The organism is Micromonospora sp. ZG13 (assembly GCF_059359355.1).
On the sequence record NZ_JCADBQ010000010.1, the window covers coordinates 78,087 to 97,170 of the forward strand.

16 protein-coding genes, 1 pseudogene and 1 riboswitch are annotated in these 19,084 nt (G+C 74.5%); of the genes and pseudogenes, 10 read left to right on the forward strand and 7 right to left on the reverse strand.

Annotated elements, in window-relative coordinates:
* Positions 1-92: 92 nt before the first annotated feature.
* Both AC5L34_RS20570 and AC5L34_RS20575 read right to left on the reverse strand, forming a co-directional pair.
* Entirely contained in the window at positions 93-1,412 is a 1,320-nt protein-coding gene (locus AC5L34_RS20570; protein ID WP_494826483.1) for an MFS transporter, read from the reverse strand.
* Positions 1,409-3,004: a class I adenylate-forming enzyme family protein gene (locus tag AC5L34_RS20575; RefSeq protein WP_494826485.1), complete on the reverse strand. Its 1,596-nt coding sequence runs from the start codon at positions 3,002-3,004 to the stop codon at positions 1,409-1,411. The genes AC5L34_RS20570 and AC5L34_RS20575 overlap by 4 nt, the downstream gene beginning before the upstream one ends.
* A gap of 299 nt (positions 3,005-3,303) precedes the next feature.
* Here AC5L34_RS20575 and AC5L34_RS20580 point away from each other — a divergent pair, with 299 nt between their 5' ends.
* The 8 genes and pseudogenes from AC5L34_RS20580 to AC5L34_RS20615 all read left to right on the forward strand — a co-directional run bounded on the left by AC5L34_RS20580 (position 3,304) and on the right by AC5L34_RS20615 (position 11,489).
* Entirely contained in the window at positions 3,304-4,578 is a 1,275-nt protein-coding gene (locus tag AC5L34_RS20580) for an SGNH/GDSL hydrolase family protein (RefSeq protein ID WP_441176691.1), read from the forward strand.
* 66 nt (positions 4,579-4,644) lie between these two features.
* Positions 4,645-5,865 carry a cytochrome P450 gene (locus tag AC5L34_RS20585; RefSeq protein ID WP_494826487.1) on the forward strand — a complete coding sequence of 407 codons (1,221 nt, stop codon included), beginning with the start codon at positions 4,645-4,647 and terminating at the stop codon, positions 5,863-5,865.
* Positions 5,862-6,863 (forward strand): LipP1 family hormone-sensitive lipase, encoded by a 1,002-nt coding sequence (gene lipP1, locus AC5L34_RS20590; RefSeq protein ID WP_494826489.1) that lies wholly within the window; start codon positions 5,862-5,864, stop codon positions 6,861-6,863. Before AC5L34_RS20585 ends, lipP1 begins: the two co-directional genes overlap by 4 nt.
* A complete protein-coding gene (locus AC5L34_RS20595) occupies positions 6,863-7,972 on the forward strand; it encodes an alpha-hydroxy acid oxidase (protein ID WP_350821247.1) in 1,110 nt (369 codons plus the stop codon). The genes lipP1 and AC5L34_RS20595 overlap by 1 nt, the downstream gene beginning before the upstream one ends.
* A 3-nt stretch (positions 7,973-7,975) precedes the next feature.
* A complete protein-coding gene (locus AC5L34_RS20600) occupies positions 7,976-9,298 on the forward strand; it encodes an aminotransferase-like domain-containing protein (protein ID WP_494826491.1) in 1,323 nt (440 codons plus the stop codon).
* A 67-nt stretch (positions 9,299-9,365) separates the two neighbouring features.
* Complete coding sequence (locus tag AC5L34_RS20605; protein ID WP_350821249.1) at positions 9,366-9,626, forward strand: hypothetical protein; 261 nt, start codon at positions 9,366-9,368, stop codon at positions 9,624-9,626.
* A 275-nt stretch (positions 9,627-9,901) separates the two neighbouring features.
* Positions 9,902-10,996, forward strand: a pseudogene (locus AC5L34_RS20610) (ribulokinase); the annotation flags it as partial.
* Positions 10,997-11,078: 82 nt separating this feature from the next.
* On the forward strand, positions 11,079-11,489 hold the full coding sequence (locus AC5L34_RS20615) for an FGGY-family carbohydrate kinase (RefSeq protein ID WP_494826607.1): 411 nt from the start codon (positions 11,079-11,081) through the stop codon (positions 11,487-11,489).
* 165 nt (positions 11,490-11,654) lie between these two features.
* Here AC5L34_RS20615 and AC5L34_RS20620 read toward each other — a convergent pair whose 3' ends face one another.
* Complete coding sequence (locus AC5L34_RS20620) at positions 11,655-13,094, reverse strand: glycine hydroxymethyltransferase (protein ID WP_441176607.1); 1,440 nt, start codon at positions 13,092-13,094, stop codon at positions 11,655-11,657.
* 17 nt (positions 13,095-13,111) lie between these two features.
* Positions 13,112-13,201: riboswitch (ZMP/ZTP riboswitch) on the reverse strand.
* 155 nt (positions 13,202-13,356) lie between these two features.
* On the opposite strand from AC5L34_RS20620, the gene AC5L34_RS20625 reads away from it, so the two are divergent.
* Both AC5L34_RS20625 and AC5L34_RS20630 read left to right on the forward strand, forming a co-directional pair.
* Positions 13,357-14,163 (forward strand): SDR family NAD(P)-dependent oxidoreductase, encoded by an 807-nt coding sequence (locus AC5L34_RS20625; RefSeq protein ID WP_396802093.1) that lies wholly within the window; start codon positions 13,357-13,359, stop codon positions 14,161-14,163.
* A gap of 91 nt (positions 14,164-14,254) precedes the next feature.
* Positions 14,255-15,181: a metallophosphoesterase family protein gene (locus tag AC5L34_RS20630; protein WP_441176605.1), complete on the forward strand. Its 927-nt coding sequence runs from the start codon at positions 14,255-14,257 to the stop codon at positions 15,179-15,181.
* Here AC5L34_RS20630 and AC5L34_RS20635 read toward each other — a convergent pair.
* The 4 genes from AC5L34_RS20635 to AC5L34_RS20650 all read right to left on the reverse strand — a co-directional run bounded on the left by AC5L34_RS20635 (position 15,150) and on the right by AC5L34_RS20650 (position 18,985).
* Entirely contained in the window at positions 15,150-15,650 is a 501-nt protein-coding gene (locus AC5L34_RS20635; protein ID WP_363897866.1) for a hemerythrin domain-containing protein, read from the reverse strand. The two genes, AC5L34_RS20630 and AC5L34_RS20635, sit on opposite strands and share 32 nt — an antisense overlap.
* A 115-nt stretch (positions 15,651-15,765) precedes the next feature.
* Positions 15,766-17,253 carry a S8 family peptidase gene (locus AC5L34_RS20640; protein WP_441176604.1) on the reverse strand — a complete coding sequence of 496 codons (1,488 nt, stop codon included), beginning with the start codon at positions 17,251-17,253 and terminating at the stop codon, positions 15,766-15,768.
* 147 nt (positions 17,254-17,400) lie between these two features.
* Positions 17,401-18,270 (reverse strand): NAD(P)H-hydrate dehydratase, encoded by an 870-nt coding sequence (locus AC5L34_RS20645; RefSeq protein ID WP_396802100.1) that lies wholly within the window; start codon positions 18,268-18,270, stop codon positions 17,401-17,403.
* Positions 18,254-18,985 carry a histidine phosphatase family protein gene (locus AC5L34_RS20650; protein ID WP_494826496.1) on the reverse strand — a complete coding sequence of 244 codons (732 nt, stop codon included), beginning with the start codon at positions 18,983-18,985 and terminating at the stop codon, positions 18,254-18,256. Before AC5L34_RS20650 ends, AC5L34_RS20645 begins: the two co-directional genes overlap by 17 nt.
* Between the last annotated feature and the right edge of the window lie 99 nt (positions 18,986-19,084).

Consider the following 19,084-nt stretch of genomic DNA (forward strand, 5'->3'; position numbering starts at 1 on the left):
CCCGCTCACGGACAGCCCCGGCAGACGGGGCCGGATGCCCTCGCGTTGGTGGCGTCGCGCCTGGCGGCGCCAGCGCAGCCTCGATCATCCGGTTACCCGGGTCCCCTCGGGTCATGCACAGCCGGTGTGCTGGCGGCGTCTCGGCGTGGGTGACGCCGAGACCCGGTGACGTCCGTGCAGGCGGCGCTGGGATCGGGGGATTTCGGGATCCGTCCGTCGGGCGATTGCGTTGGACGCAGACCGGGCAGCATCGGCAGTACGGTGACGACGAGGCAGAACGCCGCCATCACCAGCAGGGCGGGGACGAGGCCGAACGCGGTGACCGACCAGCCGCCCAGCAGCGCGCCCAGCGGCAGGCCGGCGAACGCCAGCGACCCGGCCAACCCGATCACCCGCGTCTGCAACGCGGCGGGCACCCGCTCGTAGATCGCCACCCCCAGCAGCGGGTTCACCGCCGCGATGCCGATGCCGGAGGCGAACGTCACCGCCAGCACGACCGCCAGTTCCTCGCTCAGCGCCAGGACCAGCAGCCGCGGGGCGCCGCCCAGCGCCGCGCCGACCGCGAAGGTCAGGTACGGGGGCAGCCGGGGACCGTACGCCGTGAACAGCAGGTTGCCCAGCAACGCGCCCGCCGAGAACGCGCCGAGGACCAGGCCCAGCCCGGCGGGGCCGCGCAGCACGTCGGCCACCCAGAGCGGGATGTAGACCGCGACGCTCGCGTTGACCACCATGTTCAGCGCCGAGATCACCAGCAGCATGGTCAGCAGCATCCGGTCGCGGCCCAGGTGGCGGAACCCGCCCGCGAGCGCGCGCAGGTAGCCCTCCGGTGCGGCCGGTCCCGCCGGTGCGGCCGGCGGCCGGACCAGCAGGCCGACGAGCAGGGCGCACGCGGCGAAGCTGGCGGCGTCGATGAGGAGCGCCCCCGTCACCCCGAACCACCAGACGAGCAGCCCGCCCAGCCCCGCGCCGAGCAGGGTGACCAGCCGGCCCAGCCCGTCGTAGACGGAGGTCAGCCGGAGCAGCCGTACGCCGGCGGCCTCGGCGGCCGGACGGAACATCACGTGCTTGACCCGGTCGCCCACGCCCCGCAGCGCGCCCACCAGGGCCACCAGGACGAGCAGCGCGCCGAAGCCGAGCCACGGGGTGAGGGCAACCGCCACCATCAGGGCGGCGCTGCCGGCGTCGGCCAGGATGGACGCGCGGCGCAGCCCGATCCGGTCCGCCCACGGCGTGCCCAGCGCGCTGGAGAGCAGGTAGGGCAGCATCTCGGCGGCGGCCACCGCGCCCATCTTCGCGGGGCTGCCGGTGGTCTCCAGCACCAGCCAGGGGATGGCCACCACCGAGATGCGGCTGCCCAGGTTGGAGATCAGGTCGGCGGCGACCAGGACGGTCAGTTCCCGCCGGGGGGTCACGCCAGGCTGCCGATCGACGCCTCCGGGTGCTCGACCGAGGACGGGTGCTCCTCGGCGTGGCGGGCCCGCAGCGCGCGCTTGTCCACCTTGGCGGAGCGGTTGAGCGGCAGCCGGTCGACGAACTGCACCCCGCCCGGCGCCCAGGTGTCGCTGAGCTCGGCGGTCACCAGGTCGATCAGCTCCCGGGCGGTCACCGTCGCGCCGGGCGCCGGCACCACGAAGGCGTACGGCAGTTCGCCGGCCGCCTCGTCGGGCACGCCGATCACCGCCGCCGCCCGTACCTGCGGGTGCCCGGCCAGGGCGTCCTCGATCGGGCGGGAGTGGATCGGCCAGCTGCGCCGCCGGGTGAGGATCCGGTCCTGCAACCGGTCGACGAGGTAGAGGTAGCCGTCGGCGTCGAGGTGCCCGACGTCGCGGGTGCGGACCCAGCCGTCGACCAGCGTCTCGGCGGTCAGCTCGGGCTGGCCGTGGTAGCCGGCGAAGCGCAGGTCGGTGTGCACCCACACCTCGCCGTCGGAGCCGGGCGGCAGCACCGTGCCGTCGTCGGCGCGGATCTCGACGCGTACGTCGCCGTAGGGCCGCCCGCAGGAGCGCAGCCGCTGCGGGTGCGCCGGGTCGTCGGTCAGCCCCGGCAGGGCGGTGACCACGACGGCCTCGCTGAGGCCGTACACGATGCGCAGCACCGGCCCGAAGCGGGAGATCGCCTGACGCAGCCGGGCGGGCGCGGCGGGCCCGGCGCCCACGTTGAACATGAACATGGCCGAGAAGTCCGCGCCGTCCAGGGCCGGGTGGTCGAGCACCTCGTAGAGCATCGGCGGGGTGACGAAGGTGGAGTTGATCCGTTCCCGGTCGACGGTGGCGATGAACCGCGCCGCGTCCCAGCCGTCGCGCGGGAACAGCACCCCGCCGGTGAAGAGGTTGAACAGCGTGGTGATCTGGCCGCTGGCCAGCCACATCGGCGAGTGCGACAGGTGCCGCAGCGGCGGGTGGCCGGCGGCGCGGAAGTCGGCGGCCAGGGCGAGGATCTGGGTGTAGAAGCTCTCCCGGTGGTGCACCAGCTTCGGGGTGCCGGTGGTGCCGCTGGTCTGGAGGAAGGACTCCGGCACCGGCGCCTCGGCCGGTAGGTCGGCCGCCGGGGCGCCGGCGGCCGCGGCGACGAGGTCCGGGCCCGCGCCGCCCGGCCCGAGGCAGAGCACGGGTACGCCGGGCAGCCCGGCCGCCAGCTCCGGCCCGAGGCCGGCCGGGTCCCGGGCGTCGTAGACGAACGTGTCGGGGCGGGCCAGCCGGACGAACTCGTCGACCTCCCGGCGGGACGTGACCGGGGCGATCCACATCGTCCGGCAGCCCAGCAGGTGCAGGGCGAGCTGCACCAGCGGCCCCTCCACGGGGTTGCCGAGCGCGAGCAGCACCGCCTGCCCCGGCCGTACGCCGTGCCCGAGCAGTGCCGCGGCCAGCCCGCGTACCTGCGCGGCGGCCTCGGCGTAGCTGAGCCGGCGTCCGTTTCCGACCAGCGCCTCCCGGTCGCCGAAGCCCGCGAACAGCTCCAGCGCCCGGTGCACGTAGTCGGCCCGTCGCTCCGGTCGGTCGGTCATCCGACAGCCCCCTCGCCGCAGAAGTGTGGCCGTGTGCCGGGCAGCCCGCCACGGCGCGGCGGCCGGGCGGGCGCACCGCCGCCGTCCGTGAGCGTAGGTACCACCGGCTGTCACCGGACAGGGCCTGAACGGCGCTCCGGGCGGACCGGAGGACATTTGATCGCGTCGATCAGGTTGATTGACGGTCGTGAAACGGGGCGGCTAGGTTTCTGGACCATCGTCCAGGCGGTGCCGTCAGCGGATGGCCCTGGGCTGCCAACGATGGAGGTTCAATGTCGACCCCGAAGAGATGGCATGTCATCGCGTCCGCGGCCACCCTGCTCGTCGCCGGCACCCCGGCGATGGTGGCCAGCGCCGGCCCGGCCGACACCGAGGCGTCCCACCAGCGCACGGTCTGGGCGGGCAGCTGGGCCGCCGCGGTCACCAGGGGAAACGCGACCGGCCTGACCAACAACGGCCTCAACGACCAGAGCGTACGGATGGTCGTGCACACCACCGTCGGCGGAGAGCGGTTCCGGGTCCGGCTCAGCAACTCCTACGGCGAGCAGGCCGTTCGGGTCGGCCGCGCCACCGTCGCGAAGCCGAACACCGCGACCCCCGACGACCTGTCCGACATCGACCCCTCGACCCTGCGGACGCTGACCTTCGGCGGCGCCACCTCGGCCACCATGAACCGGGGCGCCGAACTGGTCAGCGACCCCGTCGCGCTGCCCGTCGGCGACCAGCAGGACCTGGTGCTGACGGTGCACTTCCCGACCCCCACCGGCCCGGTGACCTTCCACGGCCAGTCCCGGCAGACGAACTTCATCGGGGCCACCGACCTGACCTCCGCCGCCGGCGGGGCCGGTTTCACGATCCGACCGAACTGCTGCTGGTTCTTCCTGTCCGGCATCGACGTGCAGCGGCGGCACAGCCCCGGCTCGGTGGTGGTCTTCGGCGACTCCATCGCCGACGGCAACGGCAGCACCGTCAACGCCAACAAGCGCTGGCCCGACCTGCTCGCCGACCGGCTCATCGACGCCCGCCCGGACGTCCGCACCCCGGGCGTGCTCAACCTCAGCCTCGCCGGCAACCGGCTCAACCACGAGGGCACCGAGCCCGGGGCGGGCGGCTTCCCCGGCTACCACGAGCTCGGACCGAACGCCCTGGCCCGGCTCGACGAGGACGTCTTCGCGCAGACCGACGCCCGGACCGTGATCACCCACCTCGGCATCAACGACGTCTGGATGTCGGGCGACTCCGCCGAGCAGATCATCGCCTCGCTGCGGCAGATCAACCAGCAGGTGAAGGCGCGCGGCCTGCGCAGCCTCGTGTCGACGCTGACCCCGTACGAGGGGCACGGCAACCCGGGGGTGTGGACGCCCGAGAAGGAGGCCACCCGGCAGGCGGTGAACGCGTACCTGCGCGGCAGCGGCGAGTTCGATGGGCTGCTCGACTTCGACCGGGTGCTGCGCGATCCGGCGCAGCCGAGCCGGCTGCTGCCCGCGTACGACTCGGGGGACCACATCCACCCGAACGACGCCGGCAACCAGGCGCTGGCGGACGCCGTACCGCTGCGACTGCTCGGCCTGTGACACCGGCGCGGGCGGCGGGCGACCCCCGCCGCCCGCGGCACCGTCGATGGGGGAGACCGGAGGAACGTGGACGTCACCCAGCTGCTGACCCGTCTCTACAGCGACGAGGGTCGGCAGGATCCGTACCCCTGCTACGCCGCCCTGCACGCGCTGGGGCCGGTCAGCCCGGTGCCGGCGCGCGCGGAGCACCGCTCGGTCGCCGCCGTCGCCGTCGGCTACGACCTGGTGAGCCAGGTGCTGCGCGACCCGCGGTGGTACAAGCAGGCCCCGCCGGGCTGGCAGGAGCAGGAGGTGCTGCGCACCCTCCAGACCTCGATGATGTTCGTCAACCCGCCGGAGCACACCCGGATGCGGGCGGCCTTCGCGAGGAGCTTCACCCCGCGCCGGCTCGCCGCGCTGGAGCCGACCGTGCACCGGGTCGTCGACGGGCTGCTCGACCGGATGGCCGACGCCGGCGACGCCGGCCTCGACTTCGTCGCGGAGTTCGCGTACCCGCTGCCGGCCCTGGTGATGGCGGAGTTCATCGGCATCCCCGCCGGGGAGCTGGACTTCTACCGGCAGCGGGTGGAACGGATCGACGAGTTCCTGGACGTGGCCGGCGCGACCCCGCAGCGGCTCGCCGCCGCCAACACCGCCGCCGCCGAGCTGCGCGACTTCTACGCCGACCTGATCGCCCACCGGCGCCACCGGCCCGGTGACGACCTGATCAGCGCCCTGGTCGAGGCGGTCGACTTCGGGGACGTGGAGCTGACCGTCGACGAGCTGGTGAGCAACCTGATCGTGCTGTTCAACGCCGCCTTCGTCACCACCGTCTACATGTTCTCCAACGGGCTGCCGCTGCTGCTGGCCCACCCCGACGTGGCCGCCGCGCTGCCCGGCGACGACGCGTTGACCCGGGGCGCGGTCGAGGAGATCCTGCGGCTGGAGGCGCCCGTGCACTTCCTGGCCCGGGCCGCGCCCCACGACAGCGAGGTCGGCGGGGTGCCGGTCGGGCGGGACCGCAACGTCCTGCTGATCCTCGCCGCCGCCAACCGCGACCCGGCCCGCTTTCCCGACCCGGACCGTTTCGACCCGCGCCGGAGCGGACCGCCGTCGCTGGCGTTCGGCGCCGGCCCGCACTTCTGCCTCGGCGCGGCGGTGTCCCGCCTGGAGGGTCGCCTCGCGCTGCCCAGGCTGCTGGCCCGCTTCCCCGGGCTCACCGTCGCCGAGGCGCCGACGTACAGCGGCAGCCTCTTCCTGCGGGGCGTCGACAGGCTGGCCGTACACACCCGAGGAGGACCCGCGTGAGCATCCATCCGCAGGTGGCGGCGTACCGGGCCGTCCGCGAGGCGGCCGGCACCCCGCCGCTGTACACCCAGAGCCTGGCCGAGGCCCGCGCCGCCGACCTCGCCGCGATCCGCGCCGGCGGCGGCGCGGTCGAGCCGGTGCACGAGGTACGCGACACGCACGTGCCCGGCCCGGCCGGCGACCTGCCGGTGCGCGTCCACCGGCCGGCGGGGAAGGGTCCGCTACCCACGCTGGTCTACTTCTTCGGCGGCGGGTGGACCCTCGGTAGCGTGGACACCGCCGACGGCATCTGCCGACGGCTGGCCAACGCCGTGCCCTGCCAGGTGGTCACCGTCGGCTACCGGCTGGCCCCGGAGCATCCCTTCCCCGCCGCCGTGCACGACTGCCACGCGGCCACCCGGTGGATCGCCGACAACCCCGCGGAGTTCGGCGTCGACCCGCTGCGCGTGGCGGTCGGCGGCGACAGCGCCGGCGGCAACCTCGCCGCCGCCGTCACCCTGCTGGCCCGCGAGCGCGGCGGGCCCCGGCTCGCCGCCCAACTGCTGGTGTACCCGAACACCGACCAGAGCGCCGACGCCGGGGGCGACGCCGAGGACCCGCTGCTGTTCAACCGCCGCTCGGTCGCCTGGTACCGGGGCCACTACCTCGCCGACCCCGCCGACGCGCGGCACCCGCTGGCGTCACCGCTGCTCGCCGCCGACCTGGCCGGCCTGCCGCCGGCGCTGGTGATCACCGCCGAGCACGACCCGCTGCGCGACGAGGGGGAGCGGTACGCGCACCGGCTGCGCGAGGCCGGCGTGCCGACCACCCTCACCCGGTATGCCGGCATGATCCACGGCTTCTTCGCCATGCCGGGGGCGTTCGACGACGGCCGGCGTGCCCAGGACCAGGCCGCCGCGTTCCTGCGCGACCGGTTCGACGCGGCGACCGCTTCGGCGGGGGCCGGCAGTGCGGCGGCCGCCAGCGGAGGCGGTGCCGGTGGGAAGGGAGACCGGTGATGGTCGAGGGCGTGTCGCCGAAGTCGGAGCCGTCGCCGGCCAGCCTGGCCGACTTCGCGGGAGCGGCCCGGGCAGTGCTGCCGCCCGACGTGTGGGACTACGTCGACGGCGGCAGTGGTGCCGAGACCACGCTCGCCGCCAACCGCCGCGCGCTGGACCGCGTGGCCGTGCTGCCCCGGGTGCTGCGCGGCGTGCAGACGCCCCGCACCGAGGCGCGGCTGCTCGGCACATCGTACGCCCTGCCGGTGGCGGTGGCGCCGATGGCGTACCAGCGCCTGGTGCACCCCGACGGGGAGCCGGGGCTGGCCGCCGCCGCGGGCGCGGCCGGCGTGCCGTACGTGGCCAGCACCCTGAGCAGCGCGCCGATCGAGCAGATCGCCGGGACCGGCGCGAGCGTCTGGTTTCAGCTGTACTGGCTGCGCGACCGGGCTCTGGTCGCCGACCTGCTGGACCGGGCGCACGCGGCGGGCTGCACGGCGCTGACGGTCACCGTGGACGTGCCGATCCTCGGCCCCCGGCGGCGCGACGTGCGCAACGCGTTCGCCATCCCGCCGCACGTCGTGGCGGCCAACCTGCCGGCCGGCCGCGACGACCTCGCGCACACCGCCACCCCGGGCGTCTCCGCCATCGCCGCACACACCGGCGAGGTCTTCGCACCCGCGCTGACGTGGGCCGACCTGGACTGGCTGCGCGGCCGTACCGCCCTGCCACTGGTGGTCAAGGGCGTGCTGGACCCGCGCGACGCGGAGCTGGCGGTGGCCGCCGGCGCGGACGCCGTGGTGGTCTCCAACCACGGTGGCCGCCAGCTCGACGGCGCACCGGCCACCGCGACCGTGCTGCCGGAGGTGGTGGCGGCGGTGGCCGACCGGTGCGAGGTGCTGCTGGACAGCGGCGTGCGCGACGGCTTCGACGTGCTGCGCGCACTGGCCCTCGGCGCGCGGGGGGTGCTGGTCGGCCGGCCCATGCTGTGGGCGCTCGCCGCCGGCGGCGGGGCCGGGGCGCGCACGGCGCTTGAGCTGCTGGCCGGCGAGTTCCGCGACGCCCTGGCGCTGGCCGGCTGCGCCGACCCCGAGGCGGCCCGCGAGCTGCGCGTGATCAGGGAGGGCTGACCGGTGACGGAGACGGTGGACCTGCGCGTCGCCGACCTGCACCCGGCGGTCGACGATCCGGCGCTGAACTCGATGAACTTCCTCAACGAGGTGGCCCAGCACTACCCCGACGCGGTGTCGCTGGCGGCCGGCCGGCCGTACGAGGAGTTCCTCGACGTCGCGGCGCTGCACCGGCACCTGGACAGGTTCCGCCGGCACCTGGCCGACGATCTCGGGCAGAGCCCCGCGCAGGTGCACCGCACGCTGTTGCAGTACGGCCGCACCAAGGGCATCGTGCACCACCTCGTCGCCCGCAACCTCGCCGTCGACGAGGACGTCACGGTCGACCCGGAGGCGATCGTGGTGACCGTCGGCTGCCAGGAGGCGATGTTCCTGGTGCTGCGGGCGCTGCGGGCCGACCCGCGCGACGTGCTGCTCGCCGTCGCACCGACGTACGTGGGGCTGACCGGCGCCGCCCGGCTGCTGGACCTGCCGGTGCGCCCGGTGGCCGGCGGCCCGGCCGGCGTCGACCTGACCGACCTGCGCGAGCAGGTACGCGTCGCCCGGGCGGCGGGGCTGCGCCCACGCGCCTGCTACGTGATGCCGGACTTCGCCAACCCGTCCGGCACCAGCATCGGCCTGACCGACCGGCGGCGGCTGCTCGACCTGGCCGCCGAGGAGGACCTGCTGCTGCTGGAGGACAACCCGTACGGTCTCTTCCCCGCCCCGGACGCCGGGCGGCTGCCCACCCTCAAGGCGCTGGACACCGCGCGGCGGGTCGTCTACCTGGGCTCCTTCGCCAAGACGGTGCTGCCGGGCGCCCGCGTGGGCTACGTGGTCGCCGACCAGCGCGTCGCCGGCGCGGACGGCACGGTGGGCCTCCTCGCCGACCAGCTTGCCAAGATCAAGAGCATGGTCACGGTGAACACGTCGGCGATCGCCCAGGCGGTGGTCGGCGGGGCGCTGCTGGAGCACGGGTGCAGCCTGGTGGCGGCCACCGTCCGGGAGCGGGCGGCGTACGGTCGCAACCTGCGCCACCTGCTCGACGGCCTGGCCCGGCGCTTCCCGGCGGGGACCTCGCCGGTGCGGTGGAACGTCCCGGCCGGCGGCTTCTTCGTCGTGCTCACCGTGCCGTTCGGCGTCGACGACGCCCTGCTGCACCGGTCCGCCCGCGAGTACGGCGTGCTCTGGACGCCGATGGCGCACTTCTACGACGACGGCGCCCCCGTCGACGCGCTGCGGCTGTCGGCCAGCGCCGTGACCCCGGACGAGATCGACCTCGGGCTGGACCGGCTGGCCGCGCTGGTCGCCGACGAGACGGCCCGCCGGACCGCCGAGGTGGGATGACACACCGCGTTCACCGCATGGCAAAGCGCGACGGCCCGTGTTTCGTCGTCCTGGGTGGACACTCATAATGGACGCCATGGTCGCCTGGGAGTACGCGTTGCTGGTCCGCCGTTATCAGGGGCAGGGCCGCGCCTTTCACGTCAGCTTCATCTGGTACGGCCCGGACGGGTCGCGCCGGGACATCACCGCGTACGGCGACACGGCGATCGCGCACCTCAACCGGGCCGGCCGGGAGGGCTGGGAGCTGGTCTCCGCCGCCGAGGACGTCAACAACGTCCAGGGCAGCACCGAGGTGCACCGCTACCACCTGAAGCGGCCCATCGCCTGACCGCCACCGCGAAAGCTGCACGTGGCCCGGCTGACGGGCCAGCGGGGCCGCTCCCGGTGGGCGGGCGGCCGCGTCCCCGACCACACCCGGCCCCCACGTCGTCCGGCCCCTCGACAGCGGTAGCGTCTCGTGGCGCTGCCGACCGGCCGCCCACCCCGGGCGCCCGGCGCGTGGCGGCGGGAGGAGCAGCGGTGGCACAGCCCGTGGCCGGTCCACCCCGGCACGTCGTCGGGGTCGACTTCGGCACCCTCTCCGGCCGGGCCGTCGTGGTCGACGTGGCCGACGGCACCGTACGGGGCGAGGCCGTCCACCCGTACCGGCACGGGGTGATCACCGAGCGGCTGCCCGACGGGACGCCGCTGCCGCCGGACTGGGCGTTGCAGCACCCCGACGACCACCGCGAGGTGCTCCGCGTCGCGGTGCCCGCCGCACTGCGCGCCGCCGGGGTCCGGCCCGGGGACGTGTGCGGCATCGGCGTCGACGCCACCTCCTGCACGATGCTGCCCACCCTCGCCGACGGCACCCCGCTCTGCGAGCTGCCCGACCTGGCCGGCCGGCCGCACGCGTACCCGAAGCTGTGGAAGCACCACGCGGCCCAGCGGCAGGCCGCCCGGATCAACGACGTCGCCACCGCGCGCGGCGAGCGCTGGCTGCCCCGCTACGGCGGCCGGGTCTCCGCCGAGTGGCAGCTCGCGAAGGCGCTGGAGGTGCTCCAGGAGGACCCGGCCGTCTTCGAGCGGGCGGAGCGGTTCATCGAGGCCGCGGACTGGCTGGTCTGGCAGCTCTGCGGCCGGGAGACCCGCAACGTCCCGGCCGCCGGCTACAAGGGGCTACGGCAGGACGGGCGGTACCCGTCGGCGGAGTTCCTGCGCGCCCTGCACCCCCGCCTCGACGGGCTGCTACCCCGCGTCGACGGCCCGCTCGTACCGGCGGGTGCCCGGGCCGGCCGGCTGACCGCCGACGCCGCCCGGTGGACCGGGCTGCCGGCCGGGACCGCCGTCGCGGCCGGCGCCATCGACGCGCACGTCACCGCCGCGGCGGCCCGCGCGGTCGAGCCCGGCCGGATGCTCGCGGTACTCGGCACCTCCACCTGCCTGATCATGAACGCGGAGGCGTACCGCGAGGTGCCCGGCGTCTGCGGCGTGGTCGACGGGGGCGTCACCGCCGGGGCGTGGGGCTACGAGGCGGGGCAGAGCGGGGTCGGCGACATCTTCGCCTGGTACGCCCGCAACGCCCTGCCGGGCCACTACGCCGACGAGGCGCGCCGCCGGGGGCTCAGCCCGTACGAGCTGCTGGACACCCTCGCCGCCGAGCAGCCGGTGGGCGGCCACGGGCTGCTGGCCCTGGACTGGCACAGCGGCAACCGCTCGGTGCTGATGGACCACGAGCTGAGCGGCGTGCTGGTCGGGCTGACCCTCGCCACCCGGCCGGGAGGAGATCTGGCGGGCGCTGCTGGAGGCCACCGCCTTCGGCGCCCGGACCGTCGTCGACGCGTTCACCGCCGCCGGGGTGGCCGTCGACGAGCTGACCGTGGCCGGCGGGCTGACCGACAACCGGCTGTTGCTGCGGATCTACGCCGACGTGCTCAACCGGCCGCTGCACGTGCTCGACTCCGCCCACCCGGCGGCGCTGGGCGCGGCCGTCCACGCGGCGGTCGCCGCCGGGGCGTACCCGGACGTGCCGGCCGCCTCGGCGGCGATGGGCGCCGGCCGGCGCGAGACCTGGCACCCCGATCCGGCCCGGTCGGCGGCCTACGACGAGCTGTACGCCGAGTACCGCGCCCTGCACGACCACTTCGGCCGGGGCGGCACCGACGTCCTGCACCGCCTCCGCGCCCTGCGCCACCACCCCCACCCCCAGTAGCGCATCGATCATGCAGTTGTGGTGGGTCACAAGACGGCATCACAGCGGATGAAACGGGCACCGAAGCTGCATGATCGACGCCGCGCTCGGGACGCTGCGGGATCGGGGTGGGGGACGGGGACGCCCCCGCTCGGCGGGCCGGGCGGGGGCGTCGGGTGGCGCGGTTCAGCCGAGGTCGACGGCCGGGTAGAGCGGGAAGCCGGTCAGCAGGTCGCTGGCCTGCTTGGCGACCCGGTCGGCGACGGCCGGGTCGAGGACGTACTTGGCCTTGGACGCGGTGCCGTCGGGGTTGGCGCCCGGCTTGGTCTGGCTGAGCACGGTGTGGATCAGCTCGGCGGTCTCGTCCATCTGCGCGGTACCGAGGCCCCGGCTGGTCAGCGCCGGGGTGCCGACCCGGATGCCCGAGGTGTACCAGGCGCCGTTCGGGTCCTGCGGCACGGAGTTGCGGTTGGTGACGATGCCGGAGTCGAGCAGCGCCTGCTCGGCCTGCCGGCCGGTCAGGCCGTAGCCGGAGACGTCGATCAGCACCAGGTGGTTGTCGGTGCCGCCGGTGACCAGCTTGCCGCCGCGCCGCAGCAGCCCCTCGGCGAGCGCCTGGGCGTTGTCGACGATCCGCTGGGCGTAGTCGGCGAAGTCGGGGCGGCGGGCCTCGGCGAGGGCGACGGCCTTGGCGGCCATCACGTGCGGCAGCGGGCCGCCGAGCACCATCGGGCAGCCCCGGTCGACCTGGTCGGCCAGCTCGGGCTGGCAGAGCACCATGCCGCCGCGCGGGCCACGCAGCGACTTGTGCGTGGTGGTGGTGACGATGTGCGCGTGCGGCACCGGGTCGAAGTCGCCGGTGAAGACCTTCCCAGCGACCAGGCCGGCGAAGTGCGCCATGTCGACCATGAAGGTGGCGCCGACGGAGTCGGCGATCTCCCGCATGATCCGGAAGTTGACCTTCCGCGGGTACGCCGAGTAGCCGGCGACCAGGATCAGCGGCTTGAACTCGCGGGCGGCCTCGGCGACCTTGTCGTAGTCGACGAGCCCGGTGGCCGGGTCGGTGCCGTAGCTGCGCTGGTCGAACATCTTGCCGGAGATGTTCGGTCGGAACCCGTGGGTGAGGTGGCCGCCGGCGTCCAGCGACATGCCGAGCATCCGCTGGTTGCCCAGCTCGCGGCGCAGCGCGAACCAGTCGGCCTCGGTGAGGTCGTTGACCTGCCGCACCTGGGCCTTCTTCAGCGCGGGCGACTCCACCCGGTCGGCCAGGATCGCCCAGAACGCGACCAGGTTGGCGTCGATGCCGGAGTGCGGCTGCACGTACGCGTGCGCGGCGCCGAACAGCTCCCGGGCGTGCTCGGCGGCGAGCGCCTCGACGGTGTCGACGTTCTGGCAGCCCGCGTAGAAGCGGCGCCCGACGGTGCCCTCGGCGTACTTGTCGCTGAACCAGTTGCCCATGGTCAGCAGGGTCGCGGGGGAGGCGTAGTTCTCGCTGGCGATGAGCTTGAGCGACTCGCGCTGGTCGGCGAGCTCCGCGCCGATGGCGTCGGCGACCCGCGGCTCGACGGCGCGGATCACCTCGAGGGCGCTGCGGAAGGCGGTGGATTCGGCGTTCAGCGACGACATGCGACCTCCAGTGACGTGCGGAAGGCCCAGGCGCTCGGCATGCGTCCTCATGACGGGACCGCTTCCCGATGGTTTTCCATCCCCACGCGCCAGTCACGGCCCGTGCCGATCCTACCGGGTCCGTCCCGGCGGCTCCCGGCCCACCTCGCGCGGCGGAACCGGCGGGTGCCGACGCGGGGCATGACCGGGCCGCGGCGGGGCACAGCACAGTCGGGGCCGGGCACGCGCGTGACCGGCGGCCGACGAGGGGAGTGACAGGCAGATGACCACATCGGGCACGGGCCGGCCGTTCGCCGTGGTGACCGGCGCGTCCAGCGGCATCGGGTACGAGCTGGCGGTCCAGTTCGTCGAGCACGGGTACGACCTCGTGATCGCCGCCGAGGACGACGGGATCGGCACGGCGGCGCAGCGGCTGCGGCGCGACGGCGGACCGCGGGTGCACCCGGTCCGGGTCGACCTGACCCGCGCCGAGGGGGTCGAGGAGCTGGCGGCGGCGGTGACCGCGACCGGCCGCCCGGTCGACGGGCTGGCGCTCAACGCCGGGCGGGGCGCCGGCGGGGAGTTCGTCGGGGGCACCGCGCTCGCGGACGAGCTGGCCGTGGTCGACCTGAACGTACGCTCGACGGTGCACCTGGCCAAGCTGCTGCTGCCCGCCATGGTGCGCCGCGGCGCCGGACGGGTCCTGTTCACCTCGTCGATCGCCGCCACCATGCCGGGGCCCTTCCAGGCGGTCTACAACGCCTCGAAGTCGTTCGTGCAGTCGTTCGCGGAGGCGCTGCGCAACGAGCTGAAGGACACCGGGGTGACGGTGACGTCGCTGATGCCGGGGCCGACCGACACGGAGTTCTTCGACCGTGCCGAGATGGAGGACACCCGGGTCGGCTCCGGGCGCAAGGACGACCCGCGGACCGTAGCCGAGCAGGGCTTCGCGGCGATGATGCGCGGCGACCAGACGGTGACCGCGGGTTCCCTGCTCAACAAGGTGCAGACCGCCGCCGGCAAGATCGTCCCGGACCGGCTCAAGGCGGCGCAGCACCGCAGGATGGCCGAGCCGGGCTCCGGAGGCTGAGCCCTTCCGGGCCCGGCGGCGGTCCGTCGGGCCCGGCCGGCGACGCGGGTGACCCTCGCGGTGGGGCCCGTCGCTGCCTAGGATCAGCGGCATGGCGGGGGAGGACGGCGAGGGCGGCAGTGTGCTCGCCATCAGCGACCTGCACGTCGGTCACGCGGGTAACCGGGAGGTGGTCGAGGGGCTGCGCCCCGGGTCGCCGCGGGACTGGCTGCTGGTCGCCGGCGACGTGGGCGACACGGTGGCCGACGTCGAGTGGGCCCTCGGCCTGCTCAGTCGCCGCTTCGCGAAGGTGCTCTGGGCGCCGGGCAACCACGAGCTGTGGACCCCGCCCGCCGATCCGGTGGCGCTGCGCGGGGCCGCGCGCTACGCGTACCTGGTCGACGTCTGCCGGCGGCTGGGCGTGCTGACCCCGGAGGACCCGTACCCGGTGTGGCGGGGGGAGGGCGGGCCGGTGCTGGTGGCGCCGCTGTTCCTGCTCTACGACCACAGTTGGCGCCCGGACGGGCTCGACACCCCCGAGGCGGCGCTGGAGGAGGCGTACCGGGTGGGGGTCGTATGCACCGACGAGTTCCTGCTGCACCCCGACCCGTACCCGAGCCGGTCCGCGTGGTGCGCCGCCCGGGTCGCCGAGACCGCGCGGCGGCTCGCCGACCGGGAGCCGGGGCTGCCGACGGTGCTGGTCAACCACTGGCCGCTGCTGCGCGAGCCGACCCGGGTGCTGCGCTATCCGATCTTCGCCCAGTGGTGCGGCACCGAGTCCACCGCCGACTGGCACCTGCGCTTCGACGCCACCGCCGTGGTCTACGGCCACCTGCACATCCCCCGTACCACCTGGCACGACGGGGTGCGGTTCGAGGAGGTCTCGGTGGGCTACCCCCGGGAGTGGCGGCCCCGCGCCGCGCCACCGACGCTGCGGCGGATCCTGCCCGCGCCCCCGGACGTGACGACGGGCCCCGGCGCACCGGGGCCCGTGGGGTCGCGTCCGCTCAGGCCGTCACCGCGTCCAGCGACTTCTTGATCGCCTTCGGGTCGGTCGGCTTGCGCGGCGCGTCCGCGCGCAGCGCGATCATCCGCTCGCCGATCTCCTGGAGCTGCTTACGGCCGAGTGCCTCGCGCACCTTGGGGAACCACTCCTGCTCCTCCTCCTCGACGTGGTGCAGGACGTTCTCGATCAGCACGGTGGTCTTGGCGTTGAAGCGCTCGTCGCCGGCATCCATGGTGAACAGCTCGGCGCAGAGCACGTCGGCGACGTGGTGCTCCTCGTACGACTCGAGGATGTCGTCCTCCAGGTCGGGCAGGAGCTTGCGGACCTCGGGGTACATCACCTCGTTCTCGAGGTAGGTGTGGACCGTGAGGGCTTCCAGGATCTCGTTCACCAGCTTCTGGCGCCGCGCCGCCGGACCCTCCTCGGCGTCCTGGAACGCCTTGAACAGGCGGCGCATCTCCTTGTGGTCCTCTTTCAACACCACGATGGCATCGGTGGACACCGTCGACCTCCTCGGTTCGTCTGACACCTCCTCCCGTACCCCCGTGGTGAGCAGCGAAAACGGGTGGGGCCCGGCGGTGATCCGCCGGGCCCCACCACGGGTCGTGCCGTGCTTGCTACTTCACCACGTTGTACGCGTTGACCATGCCGGCGCCGTAGAAGCCGTTGCGCTTGCCGCCGGAGCAGGTCGCGTCGTAGGCGTTCGGGCCGGCCGCGATCAGCGGCACCGGGTTGTAGACGCCGCTGGGGCAGGCGATCGCCTCGGCGGTGGTGCCCAGGAAGGCCGACAGCTGGCCGGGCGTCATGCCCGGGTGCGCCGAGACGGCCAGGGCGGCCACGCCGGCGGCGTGCGGCGAGGACATCGAGGTGCCCTGCTTGTAGCCCCAACCGTTGGTCTTCGTGGTGGTGTTGTAGGTGGTGGAGAGGATGCCGTCGGAGAGGGTCGAGCTGGCACCCCGGGTGCGGAAGCGGGTGTCGCCACCCGGCGCCGTCACCTCGACCACGCCCTGGCCGTACGAGGAGTAGTAGCTCTTCTCCCCGGTCGGGCCGACCGCCGACACCGTCACCACGCCCGGCGCCTCGGCCGGCAGGACGAGGCAGGCGTTGGTGAGGTTCTCGCGCTCCTCGGGCGTCCCGTTGTTCGGGCTGCCCGTGTCGGTGATCTTGTGCGCGAGGTCCCAGTTGCTGTTACCCGAGGACGCCACGTGCAGCACGCCCTTGCCCTGCGAGTAACGCAGGGCCCGCTGGACCGCCTTCCACACCGGACGCTGGCGCGCGTCGTTGCGGCAGTTCAGCTGCCACGGGTCGATGTAGTAGCTGTTGTTGGTGACCCGCATGCCCTGCTCGGCGGCCCACATGAACCCGCAGACCGCAGCCTCCGGGAAGATGTAGCCGTCGTCGTTGACCACCTTGACGGCAGCCACCTTGACGCCCGGGGCGACACCGGCCACGCCGACGCCGTTGACGGCGGCGGCGATGGTGCCGGCCACGTGGGTGCCGTGGTCGGAGGTGGTCGGGTTCCAGGCGGACTCGGTGGTGTCGGTGACGCCACCGATGCAGGACGTGCTCTTGTTCTTCGCGATCTGGCTGGCCAGATCGGGGTGGCTGGACGAGATGCCGCTGTCCAGCACGCCCACCACCACGTCGGCCCGGCCGGCGTTGACGGCGTGGGCCTGCGGGACGTCGATCATCGGCATGTCCCACTGCTGACCGAAGAGGGGCTCCTTGGTCGGGTCGGCGGTCGTGTTGACCGCCTCGGCCGCGGAGACCTCCAGGGTCTCGCCCTCGTCGAGGGCGGTGCCCAGGCCGGCGGTGGACGCCACCGAGTCGACGCCCGCGCCCGCCACGTCCGTGACGAAGTCGGGGTTGGTCGACCGGACGACGAGCACGCCGATCTGGTCGTAGCTGGCGACCACGGTGCCGTTGGCGGCGGCCACGCGCGCGGCCGCCTTGTCCGTCTTGGCACCCTGCGGGGCGAGCACCAGGAACGTGGTGTCCGGGCCGGCGGCCGACGCCGCCGGGGCCACCCCGCCGGCGACGGCGAGGCCGACGCCGAGCGTCACGGCGGACGCGGCAGCCAGTGTCTTGCGACGGAGGTTCTTCACACAGACTCCCAGGGGCTGTTTCCAGCCGGGGTACGCCCCCTGGCGGGGAGCGACCGGCGGGAGGCGCGCGGGATGCACGCCTCCGCAAGCAGCAGCGCCACGGGGTCCGCTGGCGTTACACGCGTCCGTGCGGGCCAACGGAAGGTGTCAGACGGTCGCCAGGGTGTGCGGGATCTCGTCGAGCAGTTCCCGGGCGAGGAAGCCGATCCGGCCGAACCGGGGGACCAGCCGCTGACCGCTCACCGCGTGGGCGAACGCCGCCCAGCACGCGGCCTGCGCCGGTGCGGCGCCCCGCGACAGCAGTCCGGCCAGCAGCCCGGCGCGCACGTCCCCGCTGCCGGAGGTGCCGAGGCCCGCGTCGCCGCTCTCCTCCCGCCAACTGCGGCCGTCGGGGGTGGCGATGTGGCCGTAGAGGGAGACCACCGCGTCGTAGCGGCGGGCCAGCTCCGTCGCCTCGGCGTCCAGGTCGTCGCCGGGCTCCCGGTCGAGCAGGTGCCGGGCCTCGGTGAGGTTGGGGGTGAGCACCACCGGCCGACCGGACCCGACCAGCAGGTCGGGGGCGTGGCTCAGGGCACCCAGGGCGTACGCGTCGAGCACCAGCGACGTCTCCGGGCCGGCGGCGTCGAGTACCAGGCGCAGCAGGCGGCCGGTCTCGTCGATGTCCTTCAGGCCGGGGCCGAGGGCCACCACGTCGGCCTGCGCCACCAGCTCGCCCAGCAGCTCGCCGGGCCGTCCCGCGACCGCCCCCTCGGCGGTCTCCGGCAGCCCCACCACCAGCGCCTCGGGCACCTGGATGCTCAGCGCGGCGGCGGTCGACTCGGCGGCGGCGAGCTGGAGCACACCGGCCCCGGCCCGCAACGCGGCCACGCCGGCGAGCAGCACCGCGCCGGGGGTGAACCGCGAACCGCCGACCACCAGCACCGTGCCCCGGGCCTCCTTGCCGCCGGTCGGCACGGGCAGCGCCCAGTCCCGCAGCAGCCCGGGCGTGATCACCCGGGTGTCAGACCGGTTCGGCATGGACCTCGTCCTCCCTGGTCGGCCGGGCGCCCTGCGCGTGCAGGTGACCGACGTCGTTGAACACGTCCGGGGCGAGCCGGCCGTCGGTGCCGGCGGACCAGCCGGTGATCGAGCAGTTGGCGATGACGTGCTCGCGGGTCAGCGCCATCAGCTCCACCTCGGTGAGCCCCTCCACCAGGTAGCGGGTCAGGAAGACCAGGGCGTCGTGGCCGAACAGCAGCACGCGTCGGGCCTCGTGGTCGCGGCGCAGGTCGCCGAGCAGGGCGCGCAGGCGCAGCGCCACGTCGGTCCAGGACTCGCCGCCCGGCGGCCGGTAGTAGAACTTGCCGAGCCGGTCGCGGCGTGCCGCCTCCTCCGGGTGTCGCCGGCGCACCCCCTGCCCGGTCAGCCCGTCCAGGATGCCCAACTCCCGGTCGCGCAGCCGCTCGTCTCGGCTGAGGGGAATGCCGGTGCCGGCCAGGGCCAGCTCGGCGGTCTGCACCGCCCGCAGGTACGGCGACACCACCGCCACGTCCGGCCGGCGGGCCTCGGGCAGCCCGGCCAGCCAGCGCGCGGTGGCCCGGGCCTGCTCCTCACCGGTCGTGCTCAACGGCACGTCCGCGTCGCGGTGGGTCAGGTCGATCAGCTCGGCGCCGGCGGCCTCGGCCGCCGTGGCCGCCACGTTCGCCGTGCTCTCACCGTGTCGGATGATCCAGAGCGTCGCCAGTTCCGCCATGCGGCAACCCCTACCCGCGCCCCGCCCCGGGTAACCGCGGCCCGCCACCGGTGTCGTTCGGCCCGGGCAGCGGACGGAGACGGTGCCCCGGGTCGCGCC